The sequence below is a fragment of the Phenylobacterium sp. genome, assembly GCF_030693405.1.
In the GTDB taxonomy this organism is placed as follows: Bacteria; Pseudomonadota; Alphaproteobacteria; order Caulobacterales; family Caulobacteraceae; genus Phenylobacterium.
Genome location: NZ_JAUYAW010000007.1, coordinates 70583 through 88197 on the forward strand (window position 1 = coordinate 70583; position 17615 = coordinate 88197).

Below are 17615 nucleotides of genomic sequence, written 5' to 3' on the forward strand. Positions count from 1 at the left end.
AAATGGGCGAAGACGGCGGGGTGACAGGGGGGCGTCCCCTCGTTACAGGGGGTGCGTCGGGGGCTTAAAGGTGATTGCGTGGGACGACTTGCCTTCGCAGCCGTCGCCACGGCTGCCCTCTGTGTCTATGGCGCGGGTTCCGCGCGGGCCGAGCCACGCGCCGACGTGGCCGGAGAGCTCGGCTCAGATCTGCGCGAGCGCATCGTCCGAGCGATCGGCGAGGCGGACCGGCCGGTCGAGAATCGCTTCCAGGCGCGCCGTCGGGCGCGCGATGCGGCCGAGGATGCGGTCGCCGTGCTCCGCTCAGAGGGCTACTACGCCTACGCCGTCGAGGCCGAGGTTAGCGAGGACGAGCCGCCACGCCCCGTCGTCGCGATCGTCCCCGGCCCGCGGTTCGTCTTCGCTGATCTTCAAGTCGCCTGGACAGGCGCCGCTCCGGATGGGGAGGCCCGCCTTGAGGCCGAGGAGGCGATGGGGCTGAACTTGGGCGATCCGGGCCGATCGGCGGAGGTCGTGGCCGCCGAGGGCCGGATCGTCGCCACGGTGCGCCAGTCCGGCTATGCCGACGCCACCCCCGATCCCCGCGAGGTGATTGTCGATCATGCCGACAACACGGTGCGGCCGACCTTCCGCATTTCCGCCGGAGATCTGGTTCGCCTCGATGGCCTCGTCCTCGACACCGATGGTCGCACCAACCCCGCCTGGCTGGACCAGCTGCGCCCCTGGCGGGAGGGAGACGTCTATGATCCGGAGGACGTGGCCGAGCTTGAGCGGCGGCTGCTGGACACCGGCGTCTACGACACCGTCACGGTCGCCCTGTCGGCAAAGGACGATGTGGACGAACAAGGCCGGCGCCGTGTTCTCGTCGGGCTGGCTGACCGTCCCCGCCGCACCCTCGAACTGGGCGCCAGCTATTCGACCCTCGAGGGCTTCGGCGTTGATTCCCGGTGGAGCCGCTACAACGTCCTGGGCCGGGCCGACACCCTGGCCCTGGTGGCGAGGCTCTCGGAGCTTGATAGCCGGATCGGCGGCGACCTGACCCTGCCGCACTGGCGTCGCGCCGCCCAGACCCTGCATCTGAACGCCGGCGCCTACCGCAATGAAACCGACGCCTATGAGGAGACGGGCGTTGGCGTCGGAGCGGACTTGCGCCGTCGCTATGGCGCCAATTCCTTTGTCACCGTCGGCGCATCCCTCGATTTCTCGCGAAACGACGAGAAGGAGGCGCGCACGCTCTCGCCGCTGGGTCGTGACCTGATCACCGCGGCGGTGTTCGGCGCAGTCTCCCTCGACCGCTCCAATGACCGGCTCGATCCGACCCAGGGTTGGCGCGTCGACACGCGGCTGGAGCCGACCTACATCGCCGGGGACGAGGCCTTGCCCTATCTGGAGGTCTCCGCCCAGGGCGCGGCCTATCTGCCCCTGGACGATCAGGCCCGGACCGTCATAGCCGGCCGCCTGCGGGTGGGCAGCCTCGTGGGCGGCGAACTGCCGGACGTGCCGGCCTCTCGCAGGTTCTACGCTGGCGGCGGCGGCTCGGTCCGCGGCTACGCCTATCAGGCGGTGGGCCCACGCCTGTCCGACAACACCCCGCGGGGTGGTCTGTCGCTGGTGGAGGTGAGCCTGGAAGCCCGTCGCAAGCTCACCGATCGCTGGGGCGTGGTGGCCTTTGTGGATGCGGGCTCGGTGGGCGACGAGATGACGCCCAATGGGGACAATCTCAGCGTCGGCATAGGGGTCGGCGTCCGCTACGACCTGGGCTTTGGGCCGATCCGCGCCGATATCGCCATCCCCCTTGACGCCGACAAGCGGGATGGCGCCTTCCAGATCTATCTCAGTATCGGACAAAGCTTTTGAGTCTCGAGCTTGAGCCCCAGGATGAGGCGGTGACGCCCGCCCGCCCGCGCCTGAAGCGCCGGCTGGCCGTCGCCGCTGTGGCCCTGGTCGCCCTGATCGGCATCCTCTTCGCCGCCGTACGGTTCGGCGCCATGGCGCCGCCGACCATGGGGCTGATCGAGGCGCGCACCGACGGGCTGGCCATCGGCCGCTTCGGCAATCTGAAGATCGAAGGGCTCGAGGGTGACCTGTTCCGCGATATCCGCATCCGCCGGTTGACCATCACCGACGAGGACGGGGTCTGGCTCGAGGCCGACAACATCGCCTTGCAGTGGAACTATCTGGAGCTGCTGCGCCGGCGCTTTCATGCCGAACGGCTGACCGCCGAGGAGGTGAGGCTGCTGCGCAGGCCGACCCTGACGCCCAAGAAGGATGAAACCAGCGGGCTGCCGGTCCGTATCGTCGTCGACCAGGCCCGCCTGCGGCTGGCCGCTTCGCCGGAGTTCAGCTACGAGCGCGGCCTTTTCGACGTCACCGCCCAGCTCGACGTGCGTCGGAAGGGGCGGGGCCAGTCCGGGGAGATCAGCGCCCGCAGCCTGCTGCGGTCTGGGGATCACCTAGACGTCGCCTTCGATCTCGGCCCCCGGCGGCCGCTGCTGGTCGATGTTTCGGCGCTGGAGGCGCAAGGGGGCGCGATCGCCGGCGCCCTGGGCCTGCCCGCGGACCAGCCGTTCCGGCTTCGTATCGACGCCGCGGGCGAGGGGCCGGACGGGCGTTTCGAGGCCCTCGCCCAGTCCGGCGCCACGACCCCGCTGCGGGCCAATGGCGGCTGGAATGAGCTCGGCGGCCGGGCTGTCGGGCGGGTGTCGCTGGGCGCCTCAAGCCTCACGGCGCCCCTGGCGGCGCGCCTCGGCGACGAGGTCACCTTCGATATCCAGGGCCAAGGGGTTGAGGACGGCCTCTACGCCATGACCGCGCGCCTGGGGGCCGACAACCTGACGGCCCGGGCGGTCGGCCAGGTTCATCCCGGCGAGCGGCGGACAGGTCCCCAGGGCCTGAGCCTGGTGCTGCAGACACCGCAGCTCTCGCAGCTTACTGGCGGCCCCGAGATGGGCGCTACGCGACTGTCCGGCGTGCTGTCCGGAACGCCGCAGGAGCTCACCTTCGCGGGTGATGTGTCGGCCAGCGACCTTGCGACAGGCGGTTACAGTCTGGGGTCGGTGGCTGGTCCGGTGAGCCTGGAGCGCAATCGACGGGGGATCGCCATCGAGACCGACCTGCGGGGCGCGGGCGGGGCAGGCGAGGGATATCTGAACGCCTTGCTGGGCCCCCAACCGCGGGTCTTTCTGGACGCCGAGCGCCTGAATGACGGGCGTCTGCTGGTTCGTGAGCTGAACGCCACCGGTGACGGCCTTGCGGTTGAAGCCCGGGGCGGCCGTGGGCTGCTGGGCGGTTTGAACGCCCGGGGAACCGCACGTCTGTCGAATCTCGCTGCCGCGCGGGCCGGCGCGGCGGGGCTGGTGAACCTGACCTGGTCAGCCGAGCGCGGTCGCCGGGAAGGCCCCTGGAGCCTGCGTCTGGAAGGCCGCGGCGCCGACCTGGGCACAGGTTATGCCCAGCTTGACCGTCTCCTCGGGCCGACCCCGCACTTGCGGGCCCAGGCCGACTATGGCGGCGGTCGTCTCGCCCTGCAGGAGGCCAGGCTCAATGGCCGCGCCCTCGAGGCGCAGGCGGCAGGGGTCTATGGTCCCGAGGGTGACCTGCGGTTCAAGGTCGACTGGTCGGCTCAAGGCCCCCTGCAGGCTGGTCCCGCCGAGTTCGATGGATCGGCTGACGGCAGCGGCGCCCTGACCGGGACCGTCTCGGCGCCGAAACTCGACCTGACCGCCCGGTTTGACGAGGTCGATCTGCCCCGTATGCCGCTGAGGCAGGCGGTCCTCACCCTGAGTTTCGGCCGCAGCCAGACCGCGGGCTCGGCAGGCCAGGTCACCCTGGCGGCTGAGAGCCAGTATGGCCCGGCCCGGGGCCGCGCCGACTTCGCCCTGCCCACCTCGGGCGTGGATCTTCGCCGTATCGATGTGGATGCGGGAGGGGTGACCTTACAGGGCGACCTCAGCCTGCGTCGCGCGACGCCGTCGCGGGCCGACCTGCGTCTGACCATCGGACCTGGCGCAATCCTGGCCCGCGGCGCGGTGACAGGCGAGGTTCAGATCGTCGATGGCGTGGATGCGCCCATGGCCGATCTCGATCTGCGGATACGTGACGCCGTCCCGGTGGGCAGCGAACTGGCCATCGTCGCCGGCCGGCTGAGCGCCCAGGGTCCGATGGACCAGCTGGCCTATGAGCTGTCGGCCAGCGGCGGCCATGGGGGCGAGCGCTGGGACGTGGCGGGCGGCGGCGCCCTGGCTGAGGCCGAGCGCGCCCGCACCCTGACCTTCATGGGGCGGGGCGCCTATGGGGGACGCGAAGTGTCCACCATCCAGCCGGCCATCCTCCGCCTGGGGGGAGATGTCCGTACGGCGCGTATCCTCCTGGGGACCGAGGATGGCGGACGGGTGGACATCGACGGCCGACTGGCCGGGGCCATCGCCGATGTGGAAGCCGAGATCACCAATCTGGGTCTCGATGTCATCAACCCCGATCTGGCCGGACGGGTGAACGCCAACCTCACCCTGTCGGGCCGGGACGGCGAGCTGGTCGGCTCCCTTGGGGCCCGTCTGGCGGACGCCCGCGGGCGTGGGAGCCCCCGGATCCAGGGGCTGGATGGGGTGCTTGAGGTCGAGCTGAATGACGAGACCATGACCGTGAAGGCCGAGGTCAGCAATGAACAGGGGCTGCGCGCCGAGGCCGACCTGAACCTGCCCACGGAAGCCTCTGCCCGCCCGTTCCGGCTTGCGCTCGACCGGCGACGTCCCGTCAGCGGCCGCGTGTTCGCCGATGGGGATGTGGAGCCGCTCTGGGCCCTGCTGGTGGACGGCGACCGCACCCTGGCCGGCCGGGTCCAGATCAATGGCCAGATCGCTGGCACACTGGCCGATCCCAGCCTGTCGGGCCGGGCCAGCCTGGAGAACGGGCGGTTCGACGATGCGCCGACCGGGCTGAGCCTTCGAGAGATGAGCGTCGCCGCCGTGCTGTCGGAACGGGTCATCGATGTCAGCCGAGCCCGCGGTGTGGACGGCTCCGGCGGGCGCGTTGACGGCGCGGGCCAGATCAGCCTCTACCGGGGCGGGGTCTCGGGCTTCCGCCTTCGTCTCGACGGCTTCCGACTGATCGACAACGACATCGCCCAGGCCGACGCCAGCGGCGAAGTGACCATCAACCGCAACGCCGAGGGCAAGGTCCGCCTTTCGGGCGATCTGCGGGTGGACAATGCGGAGGTCGCCGCAGATCCGCCGACCCCTTCAGGCGTGGTCAGCATCGAGGTGGTGGAGCGCAATCGGCCGCTGGAGCTGGACCTGCGCCAGAACCTTCGCCTCCAGCCGCAACGGCAGGGCGAAGGCTGGGCCCTGGATGTCAGCCTAAATGCGCCGCGCGGCGTCTTCCTGCGGGGCCGGGGCCTCGACATGGAGATGTCGCTGGACGCCCGGGTGACCGGGTCGACCGCCCGACCGATCCTGTCAGGACAGGCGCGGGTGGTGCGCGGCGACTACGAGTTCGCCGGCAAGCGGTTCGAGTTCGATTCCCGTGGCGTGGTCTATCTGTCCACCTCGCCGGCCAATATCCGCCTGGACCTGACGGCGACCCGGGACGATCCGTCTCTGACCGCCGTGATCCGTGTCAGCGGGACTGCCGCCAAGCCGAGCATCCGCCTGACCTCAACGCCTGTGCTGCCGGACGACGAGGTGCTGTCGCAGGTGCTGTTCGGACGCTCGGCCTCGCAACTGTCCACCATCGAGGCGGCCCAGCTGGCCGCGGCCCTGTCGTCCCTCGCTGGCGGCGGCGGGTTCGACATCGTGGGCAACCTGCGGGAGTTCGCCGGCCTCGACCGCCTGAGCCTGGGCGGTGACGAGACGTCCGGGGTGACGGTGGCTGGGGGCAAGTACCTGACCGACGACGTCTATCTGGAGATCATCGGCGGGGGCCGTGGCGGCGCTACGGCTCAGGTCGAGTGGCAGGTGAGGCGCAACCTCTCCATCGTGTCGCGCCTGACGGGCGAGGGGGACAGCCGCCTCGCTGTCCGCTGGCGCCGGGACTACTGAGGATCCGAGCGACTCAGATGGTAGGTCTGGCTTCCGCGATGAATGATCCCATCGGCTCGGGCCACCTCGCCGATCGGGATGTCATCTAGGCTCTCCAGCGCCTCATAGATGGGTCCGAAATCCTGCAGACTGGCGGCCAGCAGCTCCTCCAGCGAGGGGATGACGAAGTAGGTCGGCTGGAAGTCGTCGATCCGGTAGGGCGTGCGCATCACCCGGACGAGGTCGAAGTCCAGGCGATGGGGCGATGGATCGTCCAGGCAGAACACCGACTCCGCCCGGGACGAGACGATTCCGGCGCCATAGATGCGCAGCCCAGCGTCGGTGCGCATCAGGCCGAACTCCACCGTGTGCCAGTAGAGGCGGGCGAGGTGGGCCAGATGACCCTTGCTGAGCGCCCGCATGCCGCCGCGGCCATAGGCGGCCATATAGTCGGCGAACACGGGATCGGTGAGCATCGGCACATGGCCGAACACGTCGTGAAAGACGTCAGGCTCCTGCAGATAGTCCAGCTGGTCACGGGTGCGGATGAACCGCCCCGCGGGAAAGCGGCGATTGGCCAGGTGCTCGAAGAAGACGGCGTCCGGGACCAGACCTGGGACCGCGACCACCTGCCAACCGGTCAGGCCCATCAGCTGGGCGTTGATCTGGCGAAAGTCAGGAATGCCGTCGCCATGCAGGTCCAGGGCTTCGAGTCCCCTGAGGAAGGGCTCGCATGCGCGGTCCTGAAGGAGCGCCGTCTGGCGCTCATAGAGGGTGGTCCAGACCTGGTGTTCGGCGCGGGAATAGGTGTCCCAGCCCTGATCGATGGTCCAGTCGGCGCCGGCGCCGGATGGTGGCTCAGATGAAGTGTGGCTCCCGTCCATAGGGAGAGAATGCGCTGGGTGCGCGGAAATATCCGTTCGAATTTGACGTGAAAACGTCAATCGACGGATTAAAAATTGCGCCTAGTGGCTGATCCGGGGGCGCAGCGTGTAGTGGTCGCCGTGGAAGGAATCGAACAGCAGGGCGGCCTGAGGGTGAGCGACCGGCTCGCCTGTCTCATCGGGCAGAAGGTTCTGCTCGGAGACATAGGCCACGTAGGCGCTTTCCTGGTTCTCGGCCAGCAGGTGGTAGAAGGGCTGATCCTTGTGCGGGCGCACGTCCACGGGAATCGACAGCCACCAGTCTTCGCTGTTGGCGAACTCGGGATCGACATCGAAGATCACGCCCCGGAAGGGGAAGATCCTGTGCCGGACCACCTGACCAATGGCGTACTTGGCGCGACGAGGTTCCATGACAGGGGTTTGTACACCACGTTTTCTGACCGGGAGGTGAACGTAATCATCCTGTCATGTGGCGCAAGGCGACGCCTTTCGGCGGGCGAGTACGCTTGCTACAGTCGCCTCTGAAACGAGCCGGCGGTCTTTTCTGACCGGCTGCAAAGGGACAGGTGGCGGTCCATGTCAGAGGCGCCGAGAGCGCCCGACACCAGGTTGCGTGCGCGGGACAAGACGACCAGGGACGGGCCCTGCTATGCGGCCCTCGACCTTGGGACCAACAATTGCCGGCTGCTGATCGCCACCCCGTCGGCTGGCGGGTTCCGGGTGGTCGAGGCCTATTCGCGAATCGTGCGGCTGGGGGAGGGACTTTCCCAGACGGGCCGCCTGTCGGATGCGGCCATGGACCGCGCCCTGGCCGCCCTGGCGGTCAGCGCCGAGAAGGTGCGCCGCCGGCGCGTTGTCAAGCTGCGCGCCGTGGCTACCCAGGCCTGCCGTTCGGCGACGAATGGCGAGGCCTTTGTGGCCCGCGTCGCCCAGGAGACGGGCCTGAATCTGCAGGTCATCACCCCGCACGAGGAGGCCCGCCTGTCGGTGGCCGGCTGCCTCGGCCTGCTCGACCGGGAGGCGCAGGCCGCCCTGGTGGTGGATGTGGGCGGCGGCTCCACCGAAATGTCCTGGGTCGATCTTAGCGGCGCGCCCCAGGCGGCCGACAAGACTCCCCCGATCAAGGCCTGGCTCTCCATTCCGATCGGGGTCGTGACCCTGGCCGAGCGCTTTCCTGAGGGCGACGCCCCAACCCAACAGTGGTTCCGGGCCATGGTCGAGGCGGTCAAGGCCGAGATCAGCGCCTTCCGCCGGGCTGAGTCCCTGCGGCCGGTCTTTGAGGCCGATGGAGCCCATCTGGTGGGAACCTCGGGCGCCATCACCAGCCTGGCGGGCCTGCATCTGGGGCTGGAGCGCTATGACCGCTCGCGGGTGGATGGCATCTGGATGACCCGCGCCGATTGCGACCGGGCCGCCGACAGGCTGCTGGCCCTGACCCCGGCCGAGCGGGCTCAGCAGCCCTGCATCGGGCCGGACCGCGCCGATCTGGTCCTGGCCGGCGCCGCCATCCTTCAGGCAGTGCAGGAGCTCTGGCCGTGCTCGCGGGTTCGGGTGGCGGACCGTGGATTGCGCGAAGGCGTGCTAATCTCGCTGATGTCCGATAAGGGCGGGCGACGACGTCGCCGTCGCGGCCCCCGCCGCCGCCGGGCGGGCGACAGCAGCAAGGCGCCAGCATGACCGAGCCCCCTCGCAAACGGATGGTCCGCCTGCCCACCGGCGGCAGCGATGAAGGCCGCTCCAAGCCCGCGCGCCTGAAAACGGCCAAGCAGCGGACGCCCTCGTCCCAGGCCTGGCTGGAGCGCCAGATCAACGACCCCTTCGCCGCCAAGGCCCGCGCCCATGGCTATCGGTCGCGGGCGGCCTACAAGCTGATCGAGATCGACGACAAGTTTCACTTCCTGAAGCCGGGCGTTCGGGTCATCGACCTGGGGGTCGCGCCTGGCGGCTGGACGCAGGTGGCCATCGAGCGGGGCGTGACCCACATCGCCGCCGTCGACCTGTTGCCGGTCGACCCCATGCCGCCGGCTCACATCCTGCAGATGGACTTCACCGATCCCGAGTGCGGCCCGATGCTGATCGACCTGCTGGGCGGCCCGCCGGACCTGGTGCTGTCGGACATGGCGCCTAATACGGTGGGCCACCGCCAGACCGACCACCTGCGCATCGTTGGCCTGATCGAGGTGGCAACGGCCTTCGCCATCAGCGTGCTGAAGCCCGGCGGCGCCTTCGCCATCAAGGCCTTCCAGGGCGGCGAGGTCGGCGACCTGATCCAGAAGCTGCGCCTGGACTTTGCGACCGTGCGTAACGTCAAACCCAAGGCCAGCCGCGCGGACTCCTCGGAGACCTATATCGTCGCCACCGGCTTCAAAGGCCGGCGCGATCCGCAGGGCGATCTGGCCTAATTTGCGCTGCGGCGCCCACGGCCCTTGCTCCCACCGCGCCGGACGGCTTATACGCGGCTCGCAAAACGGAGAGTCTCATGGAGATTCGCGAAGGGCTCACCTTCGACGATGTTTTGCTCGAACCCGGCGCGTCCGAGGTCATGCCCACCCAGGTGGACACGACCACACGGCTGACCCGAGAGATCCGGCTGAACATACCCCTCGTGTCCTCAGCCATGGACACGGTCACCGAAAGTCGGCTCGCCATCGCCATGGCGCAGGCTGGCGGCCTGGGCGTGCTGCATCGCAACTTCACCGTCGAGGAGCAGGCCGATCAGGTCCGCGAGGTGAAGCGCTATGAAAGCGGTATGGTCATCAATCCGCTGACCATCCACCCGGACACAACGCTTGGCGAGGTCCGCGAGATCAAGGCGCGCCGCCGCATCTCGGGCTTCCCGGTGGTGGAGCGCAACACCGGCAAGCTGGTGGGCATCCTGACCAATCGGGACATGCGCTTCGAGGCCAGCGACGCCATGCCGGCCAGCGCGATCATGACCAAGGACAAGCTTGTTACGGTCAAGGAAGGCGTCGAGCAGGCCGAGGCCCACGAACTGCTCCGGCGCAACAAGATCGAGCGCCTGATCGTGGTGGACGACGCCTATCGCGCCGTCGGCCTGATCACCGTCAAGGACATCGAGAAGGCTCAGGCCCATCCGCTGGCCGCCAAGGACAGCAAGGGCCGCCTGCTGGTGGGCGCGGCCTCCACGGTCGGTGACGCCGGCTATGAACGCTCCATGGCGCTGATCGACGCCGGCGTGGACGTGGTGGTGATCGACACCGCCCACGGCCACAACGCTGACGTCGGCCGCGCCGTCGGACGGATCAAGGCCGAGAGTAACCGGGTCCAGGTGATCGCCGGCAACGTCGCCACCTATGACGGCGCTCGCGCCCTGATCGACGCCGGCGCTGACGCGGTGAAGGTCGGCATCGGCCCTGGCTCCATCTGCACCACCCGCGTGGTGGCCGGCGTGGGCGTGCCGCAGCTGACCGCCATCATGGACGCCGTCCGCGCCTCAGGCGATTCCGGCGTGCCGGTCATCGCCGACGGCGGCATCAAGTATTCCGGCGACCTGGCCAAGGCGCTCGCCGCCGGCGCCCAGGTGGCGATGATGGGCTCGGTCTTCGCCGGCGTCGACGAGGCGCCGGGCGAGGTGTTCCTGTATCAGGGCCGCTCCTACAAGGCCTATCGCGGCATGGGCTCCCTGGGCGCCATGTCCCGCGGTTCGGCTGACCGCTACTTCCAGAAGGAAGTCTCCGACGCCCTGAAGCTGGTGCCTGAAGGCATCGAGGGCCAGGTGCCGTTCAAGGGGCCGATCGCCCCCATCGTCCACCAGATGGTCGGGGGCCTGCGGGCGGCCATGGGCTATGTGGGGGCCGGCAATCTGCAGCAGTTCCGGGAGCGGGCGCGGTTCATCCGCATCACCGGGGCTGGTCTGCGCGAAAGCCACGTCCACGACGTCATGATCACCCGCGAGGCGCCCAACTATCCGAGCGGGATCTAGGCCATGACCATGGCCATCGAGCTGAAGCTGCTCGCCGTCGCCGTCCTGATCGGGCTTGTTCAGATCCTCTGGGGCGCGGCCGCCGCACGCCGCCAGCAGGGTCTGACGTGGGCGGCCGGTCCGCGGGACGAGGTGCGGCCCATCGATGGGGTCGCAGCCCGCCTCGACCGGGCCCTGCGCAACTTCCTCGAGACGTTCCCCCTCTTCGCCGTCGCGGTGATCGTCGCCTATCTGGGCGGCAAGCTGGGGGACCTGACCCTGTGGGGCAGCATCACCTATGTGGTCGCCCGCGCCCTCTATGTCCCGATCTATGCCGCCGGGATTCCCATGGTGCGGAGCCTCGTCTGGTTCGCCGCCATGATCGGGCTCGGCATGGTGGTCGCGGCCATTTTCCTGTGAGGCGACCCAGTGCGTGACGGCGGACGCCTGGCTGCGGCCATAGAGGTTCTCGACGACATCGAAACCCGCCACCGACCGGCGCGCCTGGCCCTGAAGACCTGGGGCGAGCGTTCGCGGTTCGCCGGGTCCAAGGACCGGGCCTTTGTCTCAGGCCTGGTGCTGGATGTCCTGCGCAAGCGACGCTCTCTGGGTTGGCGGATGGGCGCCGACACCAACCGCGCCGCGGCGATCGCCGCCCTGAAGTTCGAGTGGGGCTGGACGAGCCAGGCGATCGCCGAGGCCTGCGCCGACGAGGAACACGGTCCAGGCGCCCTCAGCGCGGCTGAGGCTGCGGCCCTCGAGGCGCCGGCTGATTTGGTGGCCGCCCCTGATCCCGTGCGCGGCGACTATCCCGACTGGCTGGACGAAGACCTGGGCCGCGCCTTTGGCGATCGCCGGGTCGCCGAGGCTCAGGCGCTCGCCCAGCGGGCGCCGGTCGATCTGCGGGTCAATCTGCTGAAAACCGATCCCATTCGCGCCCTGAAGGCGCTTTCGCCCCTGGGGCCAGAAACCGTCGACCTGCTGGAAGGCGCCATCCGGATGCCGGCGCCCGACCCGTCGCGGCGGGCCGGCGCGGTGGAGACCATCCCCGCCTTCTCCAAGGGCTGGTTCGAAGTGCAGGACCTGGGCTCTCAGATCGCGGCGGCCTGCGCCGGCGAGGTGAAGGGGCGTCAGGTCCTCGACCTTTGCGCCGGAGGCGGCGGCAAGACCCTGGCCCTCGCCTCAGCCATGAGCAACACCGGCCAGATCTACGCCTACGACTCTGACGCCCGGCGGCTGACCGACACCATTCGCAGAGGGGAACGGGCAGGGGTTCGCAACCTGCAGATCCGTTCGCCGGTGAACGCCGAGCCCCTGGCGGGTCTGGAAGGCAAGATGGACGTCGTGTTCATCGACGCCCCCTGCTCAGGCTCAGGCTCCTGGCGCCGTCATCCGGACACCAAGTGGCGTCTGAGCCCCGAAGCGCTGGAGCGCCGCATGGCTGACCAGGACCAGGTGCTGGATCACGGGGCCACCTTCGTGCGCCCCGGGGGACGCATCATCTATGTGACCTGCTCCATCCTCCCCCGCGAGGACGAGGACCGGGTGGAGGCCTTCCTGGCCCGGCAGGCCGGGGCCTTTACCGTCCGGCCCGCCACCGAACGCTCCGAACTTGCCCCCTGGCTCACGCCGCAGGGCTATCTGCGCCTGACGCCGGCCGGCGCCCAGACCGATGGCTTCTTCGTCGCCGTGCTGGAGCGTGCGCGCTAAACCGACCGAATGACCAAGGCCTCCGCCATGACCGAGCTTCTCGAACCCAACCACGAGCGCGTCCTGATCGTCGATTTCGGCAGCCAGGTGACCCAGCTGATCGCCCGGCGCCTGCGGGAGAACGGCGTCTATTGCGAGATCCATCCCTACGACAAGATCGAGGCGATGCTGGATGTCTATGCGCCCAAGGCGGTCATCCTGTCCGGCGGACCGGCCAGCGCCCATGAGGACGAGGCGCCTAAGGTCACGCCTCGGGTCTTCGAGCTCGGCGTGCCGGTGCTGGGCATCTGCTATGGCGAGATGCACATGTGCGCCAAGCTGGGCGGGGCGGTGGAGAGCGGCCACCACCGGGAGTTCGGCCGTGCCGAAATTCTGATCGAGCGGGAAAGCCCGCTGCTAGACGGCCTGGGCGGGGTGGGCGCCAAGGAGACCGTCTGGATGAGCCATGGTGACAAGATCACCGCCATTCCTGAGGGTTTCCACGTCGTGGCCGCCTCGGAGGGCTCGCCCTACGCCGTGATCGCCGACGAGGGGCGGCGCTTTTACGGCATCCAGTTCCATCCGGAGGTCGCCCATACGCCGCGCGGGGCGCTGATCCTGCGCAACTTCACCCACAAGATCGCCGGTCTGAAGGGCGACTGGACCATGAAGGCCTTCCGCCAGGAGATGGTCGAGCGCATTCGCGAGCAGGTGGGCGAGGGCAAGGTGATCTGCGGCCTGTCGGGCGGGGTCGATTCCTCGGTGGCGGCGGTCCTGATCCATGAGGCCATTGGCGACCAGCTGACCTGCGTCTTCGTCGATACGGGCCTCCTGCGGCACAATGAGGCCGAGCAGGTCGTGACCATGTTCCGCGACCACTACAACATCCCCCTGATCCATGTGGACGCGGGCGAGCAGTTCCTGGGCGAGCTGGCTGGCGTCTCTGACCCCGAGACCAAGCGTAAGACCATCGGGCGGCTGTTCGTCGAGGTCTTTGACCGCGAGGCCGCCAAGATCGAAGGCGCCGCCTTCCTCGCCCAGGGCACCCTCTATCCCGACGTGATCGAGAGCGTCTCGGCCCGGGGCGGCCCCTCGGCGGTGATCAAGAGCCACCACAATGTCGGCGGCCTGCCGGACTATATGAAGCTCAAGCTCGTGGAGCCCCTGCGGGAGCTGTTCAAGGACGAGGTCCGGGCGCTCGGCGTCGAGCTTGGCCTGCCGCCAGCCTTCGTCGGCCGCCATCCGTTCCCCGGGCCGGGCCTGGCCATCCGCATTCCCGGCGAGATCACGCCTGAAGCCGTGGCGGTGTTGCAGCAGGCCGACGCCATCTATCTCGACGAAATCCGCAAGGCGGGACTCTATGACTCGATCTGGCAGGCCTTCGCCGTCCTGCTCCCGGTGAAGACGGTCGGCGTCATGGGCGACGCCCGCACCTACGAAAATGTCTGCGCTCTGCGCGCGGTCACCTCGACAGACGGCATGACCGCCGACTTCTTCGAGTTCCCCTGGGAGGTCTTGGGCAAGGCCGCCACCCGGATCATCAACGAGGTCCGCGGCGTCAACCGTGTCGTCTATGACGTGACGTCGAAACCGCCGGGCACGATCGAGTGGGAATGATTCAGGCCCGTTTGGGCCTATCGGCATCTTTCGCCAAAGTGCCACTAAGCTACTGAAATAAAAAAGTTATCTTCCGGCATCTATCGAGATCAATCGGGGGGCAGCGGCTCGCGCTGACGGCCTGCGCGACGGTATGCCGCAAACTTGCACCATGCCGCCAAGGGCGATACCGTCAGGGACATCGGCTTACATGACGGTATTTTTTAAGACCTAACACGCGGAAAACGCAAGATAAAAGGTCTAGAGGGATACCGAAATCGGGCCGACGGTATTTCTGTCGTGAAGGAGCCCGTATGCTCACCGATGTGGCGCTTAAGAATCTGAAATCACGCGAGAAAGCCTACAAGGTCACGGACCGTGACGGGCTTTACGTTCATGTTTCCACGTCGGGTACGGTGACGTTCCGATTGGACTACCGCTTGAACGGCCGGCGGGAGACGCTGACGCTGGGCAAGTACGGCCCGACCGGGATCTCGCTTGCCCGCGCGCGCGAAAAGACGATCGACGCAAAACGCGCCGTCGCTGAAGGCCGGTCGCCAGCCCAAGAGAAGCAGCGGGAGAAGCGCCGCCTCAAGGAAGCCAAGAGCTTCGGAGAGTTCGGAGAAACGTGGCTGACCAAAGCGCCGATGGCTGACAGTACCCGAGCCATGCGGCGCTCGATCTTCGAGCGTGAGCTGCTGCCGGTCTGGAAGAACCGCCTGCTGCACGAGATCACGCCGGATGATCTTCGCGCCCATTGCGGAAAGATCGTCGATCGCGGTGCTCCGGCCACCGCCATCCACGTCCGCGACATCCTCAAACAGATCTACGGATTTGCGATTCTGCACGGCGAGAAGGTGGCCAATCCGGCCGACGATGTCGGGCCGGCCTCGATCGCGACGTTCGTGCCGAGAGACCGCTCGCTGTCACCGACCGAGATTCGTGTGATGTTGAAGCAGCTCGAGCATGTCGCCACGCTGCCCACGATCCGGCTCGGTATGCGCCTCTTCCTGCTGACGATGGTGCGCAAGAGCGAACTACAGGACGCGACCTGGGACGAGATCGACTTCGAGAACGCTGTCTGGACGATCCCCAAGGAGCGGATGAAGCGATCGAAGGCGCACAATGTCTATCTGTCTCAGCAGTGCATCGACATCATGATCGCGCTCAAAACCTGCGCGGGAAATTCCCGCTACCTGCTCCCATCGCGCTACGATGCGGACGCACCCATGTCGCGCGCCACCTTCAATCGGGTGACCTATGCGGTGGTGGAGCGGGCTCAGAAAGAAGGCCTCCCGCTTGAGCCCTTCACGGTGCACGATCTGCGCCGAACCGGCTCGACCCTTCTCAACGAGCTGGGTTTCAACAGCGACTGGATCGAGAAGTGCCTGGCCCATGAAGACGGCCGCTCATCGCGCGGGGTCTATAACAAGGCCGAGTATGAGCATCAGCGCCGGCACATGATGCAGGAGTGGTCCGACATCGTAGATGCTTGGGTCGCGGGGCAGAAGCGGGCGCCGGTGCTGGTCCCGCCCACGATGGCTATGCTCGCGCCTGATCCTGCGCTTTAACGGGACGGGTCCTGCGCTTGCGCACATCCGGGTGCGGCGCTCGATCGACGCTCTGTCGCCGCGCCTTGCTCAGCCGCTCTGTCAGCCACGCTTCGACCTCGGCGAGGTCCCAGACCACACAGCGCGGCGTCAGCGCAAAGCGCCGGGGAAATTCTCCGCGCTGCTCCATCTCGTAGATGGTCGTGTCGGCCAGCGGCACGATTTGGCGTAGCTCATGCCTGCGGATCATCCGCTTCTTCAACGCATCGGACCGTGTCGACATGCTCTTTGACTCCCGGGAGGTGACGTGTCGCCTCGAATGGAGCCGATAGACCCGGCGTGAAAAGAGCTTGTGGACCGGCGTAGGGTTGCAGGCGGCTCTGGCGTGCAAATCGGCGGGGTCGTCTGTCCGCCCATAGGCGGCTACTCGGGCGCTGGCGGCAGTCCATCGATGGCGGCCACGGCATCGACCAACTGACGCCGCAAGCTTGCGAGCCCGACCGCGACGACCAGATCCTGACGATCGGCCAGCCCCAGGACGGTGCGGAGCACCAAATCGGAATGGCGCATCAGGACCACCAGGTTCTCGCCGCTGGGCCCGTTCTTGGCCTCGAACCAGTTTCGGACCGCCCGCTCGTTCGAAGCGGTGAGCTGGGCCACCGTCTTCAGCGCCGAGGGCGTGCTGCCGAACTCGGCCTTGAGCGCGAGTGCAACGGCGCGCGCGAGAGGCTGGGCCGTATCGACCGGAAAAGGATTTCCGGCTTTCGACTGAACTTTTCGGTCTTTCTCGGAGAACGACATTCGTTCTGACTCCCAATAGAATTGGTGGGAGATCGAACCTGTCCTTTTCGGGCCAGCGAGAGCAGCCGGTGTGATCGAAGTATCAGAGGCAATCAGCGCTGAAGCAACGCCGCGCACGGCCGTGCGAGCGGCGCAATATGTGCGAATGTCGACTGAGCACCAGAAATATTCGACCGAAAACCAAGCGGAGATCATCGCCCAGTACGCCGCGCGGCGTGGATTCGAGATCGTGAAGACCTACGAGGACTCGGGCAAGAGCGGTCTTCGCCTGGACGGACGGCTGTCGCTTCAGCAGCTCATCGCCGACGTCCGTAGCGGCAAGACCGACTTTAAGGCCATCCTCGTCTATGATGTGAGCCGCTGGGGCCGTTTTCAGGATGCCGACGAGAGCGCTTATTACGAGTTCATCTGCCGTGAAGCGGGAATCGCCGTCCAATACTGCGCCGAGCAGTTCGAGAATGACGGCAGCCTAAGCGCCACGATCATCAAGAGCATGAAGCGGGCGATGGCGGGCGAATATAGTCGCGAGCTGTCGGTCAAGGTGTTCACAGGCCAGTGCCGCTTGATCCGTTTGGGCTTCCGGCAGGGCGGCGCGGCCGGCTACGGACTTCGGCGCTATTTGGTCGACGAGCACCGCAATCCCAAGGCTGTGCTCAATCACGGCGAACAGAAGAGTCTGCAGACCGACCGGGTCGTGCTTCAACCCGGCCCGCCCGAAGAGGTCGAGGTGGTGCGCCGGCTTTACCGCATGTTCGTCGTGCAGCGGCGGACCGAGACGGAGATCGCTGCGGCGCTGAACGCCGAAGGCATCCTCACGGATCTTGGGAGGCCTTGGACCCGCGGCACTGTCCATCAGGTCCTGACCAACGAGAAGTACATCGGCAACAATGTCTACAACCGGGCGTCCTTCAAGCTGAAGGCCAAGCGGGTGGTGAACAGCCCTGACATGTGGGTGCGCGCCGATGGCGCTTTCGAGGGGATCGTCGAACGCGACTTCTTCGAGGCGGCGCAACGGATCATCGTGAGCCTCCGGTGGGGGCCGCCTTGTCGGGGTGAGGTGGATGGCGATGCTGTGCTCGTAAGGACGTCCTTAAGAGCGCTCGTAGCTGCACAGCATGGCCCATGTCAGTTTGATCACCGGTCCGGAGCGCCGCCGCAG

At 67.5% G+C, this 17615-nt stretch carries 14 protein-coding genes; 10 read left to right on the top strand and 4 right to left on the bottom strand.

The genetic code is table 11. The features are described 5' to 3' along the window. Positions 1-78: 78 nt before the first annotated feature. Both Q8N19_RS00750 and Q8N19_RS00755 read left to right on the top strand, forming a co-directional pair. Complete coding sequence (locus Q8N19_RS00750; protein WP_305587735.1) at positions 79-1857, top strand: autotransporter assembly complex family protein; 1779 nt, start codon at positions 79-81, stop codon at positions 1855-1857. Next, the gene (locus tag Q8N19_RS00755) at positions 1854-6035 is read left to right on the top strand and encodes a translocation/assembly module TamB domain-containing protein (RefSeq protein ID WP_305587736.1); all 4182 of its coding nucleotides are present in this window, start codon (positions 1854-1856) and stop codon (positions 6033-6035) included. Before Q8N19_RS00750 ends, Q8N19_RS00755 begins: the two co-directional genes overlap by 4 nt. Here the strand turns inward: Q8N19_RS00755 and phhA are convergent. Both phhA and hspQ read right to left on the bottom strand, forming a co-directional pair. Further along, a complete protein-coding gene (gene phhA / locus Q8N19_RS00760) occupies positions 6029-6898 on the bottom strand; it encodes a phenylalanine 4-monooxygenase (RefSeq protein WP_305587737.1) in 870 nt (289 codons plus the stop codon). The two genes, Q8N19_RS00755 and phhA, sit on opposite strands and share 7 nt — an antisense overlap. An 81-nt stretch (positions 6899-6979) precedes the next feature. Continuing rightward, complete coding sequence (hspQ, locus tag Q8N19_RS00765; protein ID WP_305587738.1) at positions 6980-7309, bottom strand: heat shock protein HspQ; 330 nt, start codon at positions 7307-7309, stop codon at positions 6980-6982. A 165-nt stretch (positions 7310-7474) separates the two neighbouring features. On the opposite strand from hspQ, the gene Q8N19_RS00770 reads away from it, so the two are divergent. From Q8N19_RS00770 to Q8N19_RS00800, 7 genes are all read left to right on the top strand, one after another. Continuing rightward, on the top strand, positions 7475-8575 hold the full coding sequence (locus tag Q8N19_RS00770; protein WP_305587739.1) for a Ppx/GppA phosphatase family protein: 1101 nt from the start codon (positions 7475-7477) through the stop codon (positions 8573-8575). Further along, positions 8572-9300: an RlmE family RNA methyltransferase gene (locus Q8N19_RS00775; protein ID WP_305587740.1), complete on the top strand. Its 729-nt coding sequence runs from the start codon at positions 8572-8574 to the stop codon at positions 9298-9300. The genes Q8N19_RS00770 and Q8N19_RS00775 overlap by 4 nt, the downstream gene beginning before the upstream one ends. 77 nt (positions 9301-9377) lie before the next feature. Beyond that, positions 9378-10841, top strand: a complete 1464-nt coding sequence (gene guaB, locus Q8N19_RS00780) for an IMP dehydrogenase (protein WP_305587741.1) — start codon at positions 9378-9380, stop codon at positions 10839-10841. Positions 10842-10844: 3 nt separating this feature from the next. Further along, positions 10845-11240 (top strand): MAPEG family protein, encoded by a 396-nt coding sequence (locus Q8N19_RS00785; protein ID WP_305587742.1) that lies wholly within the window; start codon positions 10845-10847, stop codon positions 11238-11240. Positions 11241-11249: 9 nt separating this feature from the next. Continuing rightward, positions 11250-12530, top strand: a complete 1281-nt coding sequence (locus Q8N19_RS00790) for an RsmB/NOP family class I SAM-dependent RNA methyltransferase (RefSeq protein ID WP_305587743.1) — start codon at positions 11250-11252, stop codon at positions 12528-12530. 27 nt (positions 12531-12557) lie between these two features. After that, positions 12558-14126, top strand: a complete 1569-nt coding sequence (gene guaA, locus Q8N19_RS00795; protein WP_305587749.1) for a glutamine-hydrolyzing GMP synthase — start codon at positions 12558-12560, stop codon at positions 14124-14126. Between the two features lie 293 nt (positions 14127-14419). Beyond that, the gene (locus Q8N19_RS00800; RefSeq protein ID WP_305587744.1) at positions 14420-15676 is read left to right on the top strand and encodes a tyrosine-type recombinase/integrase; all 1257 of its coding nucleotides are present in this window, start codon (positions 14420-14422) and stop codon (positions 15674-15676) included. Here the strand turns inward: Q8N19_RS00800 and Q8N19_RS00805 are convergent. Next, positions 15648-15938 (bottom strand): AlpA family transcriptional regulator, encoded by a 291-nt coding sequence (locus Q8N19_RS00805; RefSeq protein ID WP_304755562.1) that lies wholly within the window; start codon positions 15936-15938, stop codon positions 15648-15650. The genes Q8N19_RS00800 and Q8N19_RS00805 overlap by 29 nt on opposite strands. 140 nt (positions 15939-16078) lie before the next feature. After that, on the bottom strand, positions 16079-16456 hold the full coding sequence (locus tag Q8N19_RS00810; protein WP_305281782.1) for a hypothetical protein: 378 nt from the start codon (positions 16454-16456) through the stop codon (positions 16079-16081). A gap of 70 nt (positions 16457-16526) precedes the next feature. Here Q8N19_RS00810 and Q8N19_RS00815 point away from each other — a divergent pair. After that, positions 16527-17615, top strand: a 1089-nt coding sequence (locus Q8N19_RS00815) for a recombinase family protein (protein WP_305587745.1), incomplete at its 3' end; no start/stop codon positions are given.

Bases quoted from the DNA above. Each gene is read 5' to 3' on its own strand.
- Q8N19_RS00800 (WP_305587744.1), top strand. From the start codon at position 14,420: ATGCTCACCGATGTGGCGCTTAAGAATCTGAAATCACGCGAGAAAGCC.
- Q8N19_RS00805 (WP_304755562.1), bottom strand. From the start codon at position 15,938: ATGTCGACACGGTCCGATGCGTTGAAGAAGCGGATGATCCGCAGGCAT.
- Q8N19_RS00770 (WP_305587739.1), top strand. From the start codon at position 7,475: ATGTCAGAGGCGCCGAGAGCGCCCGACACCAGGTTGCGTGCGCGGGAC.
- Q8N19_RS00785 (WP_305587742.1), top strand. From the start codon at position 10,845: ATGACCATGGCCATCGAGCTGAAGCTGCTCGCCGTCGCCGTCCTGATC.
- Q8N19_RS00810 (WP_305281782.1), bottom strand. From the start codon at position 16,456: ATGTCGTTCTCCGAGAAAGACCGAAAAGTTCAGTCGAAAGCCGGAAAT.
- phhA (WP_305587737.1), bottom strand. From the start codon at position 6,898: ATGGACGGGAGCCACACTTCATCTGAGCCACCATCCGGCGCCGGCGCC.
- guaB (WP_305587741.1), top strand. From the start codon at position 9,378: ATGGAGATTCGCGAAGGGCTCACCTTCGACGATGTTTTGCTCGAACCC.
- hspQ (WP_305587738.1), bottom strand. From the start codon at position 7,309: ATGGAACCTCGTCGCGCCAAGTACGCCATTGGTCAGGTGGTCCGGCAC.
- Q8N19_RS00775 (WP_305587740.1), top strand. From the start codon at position 8,572: ATGACCGAGCCCCCTCGCAAACGGATGGTCCGCCTGCCCACCGGCGGC.
- guaA (WP_305587749.1), top strand. From the start codon at position 12,558: ATGACCGAGCTTCTCGAACCCAACCACGAGCGCGTCCTGATCGTCGAT.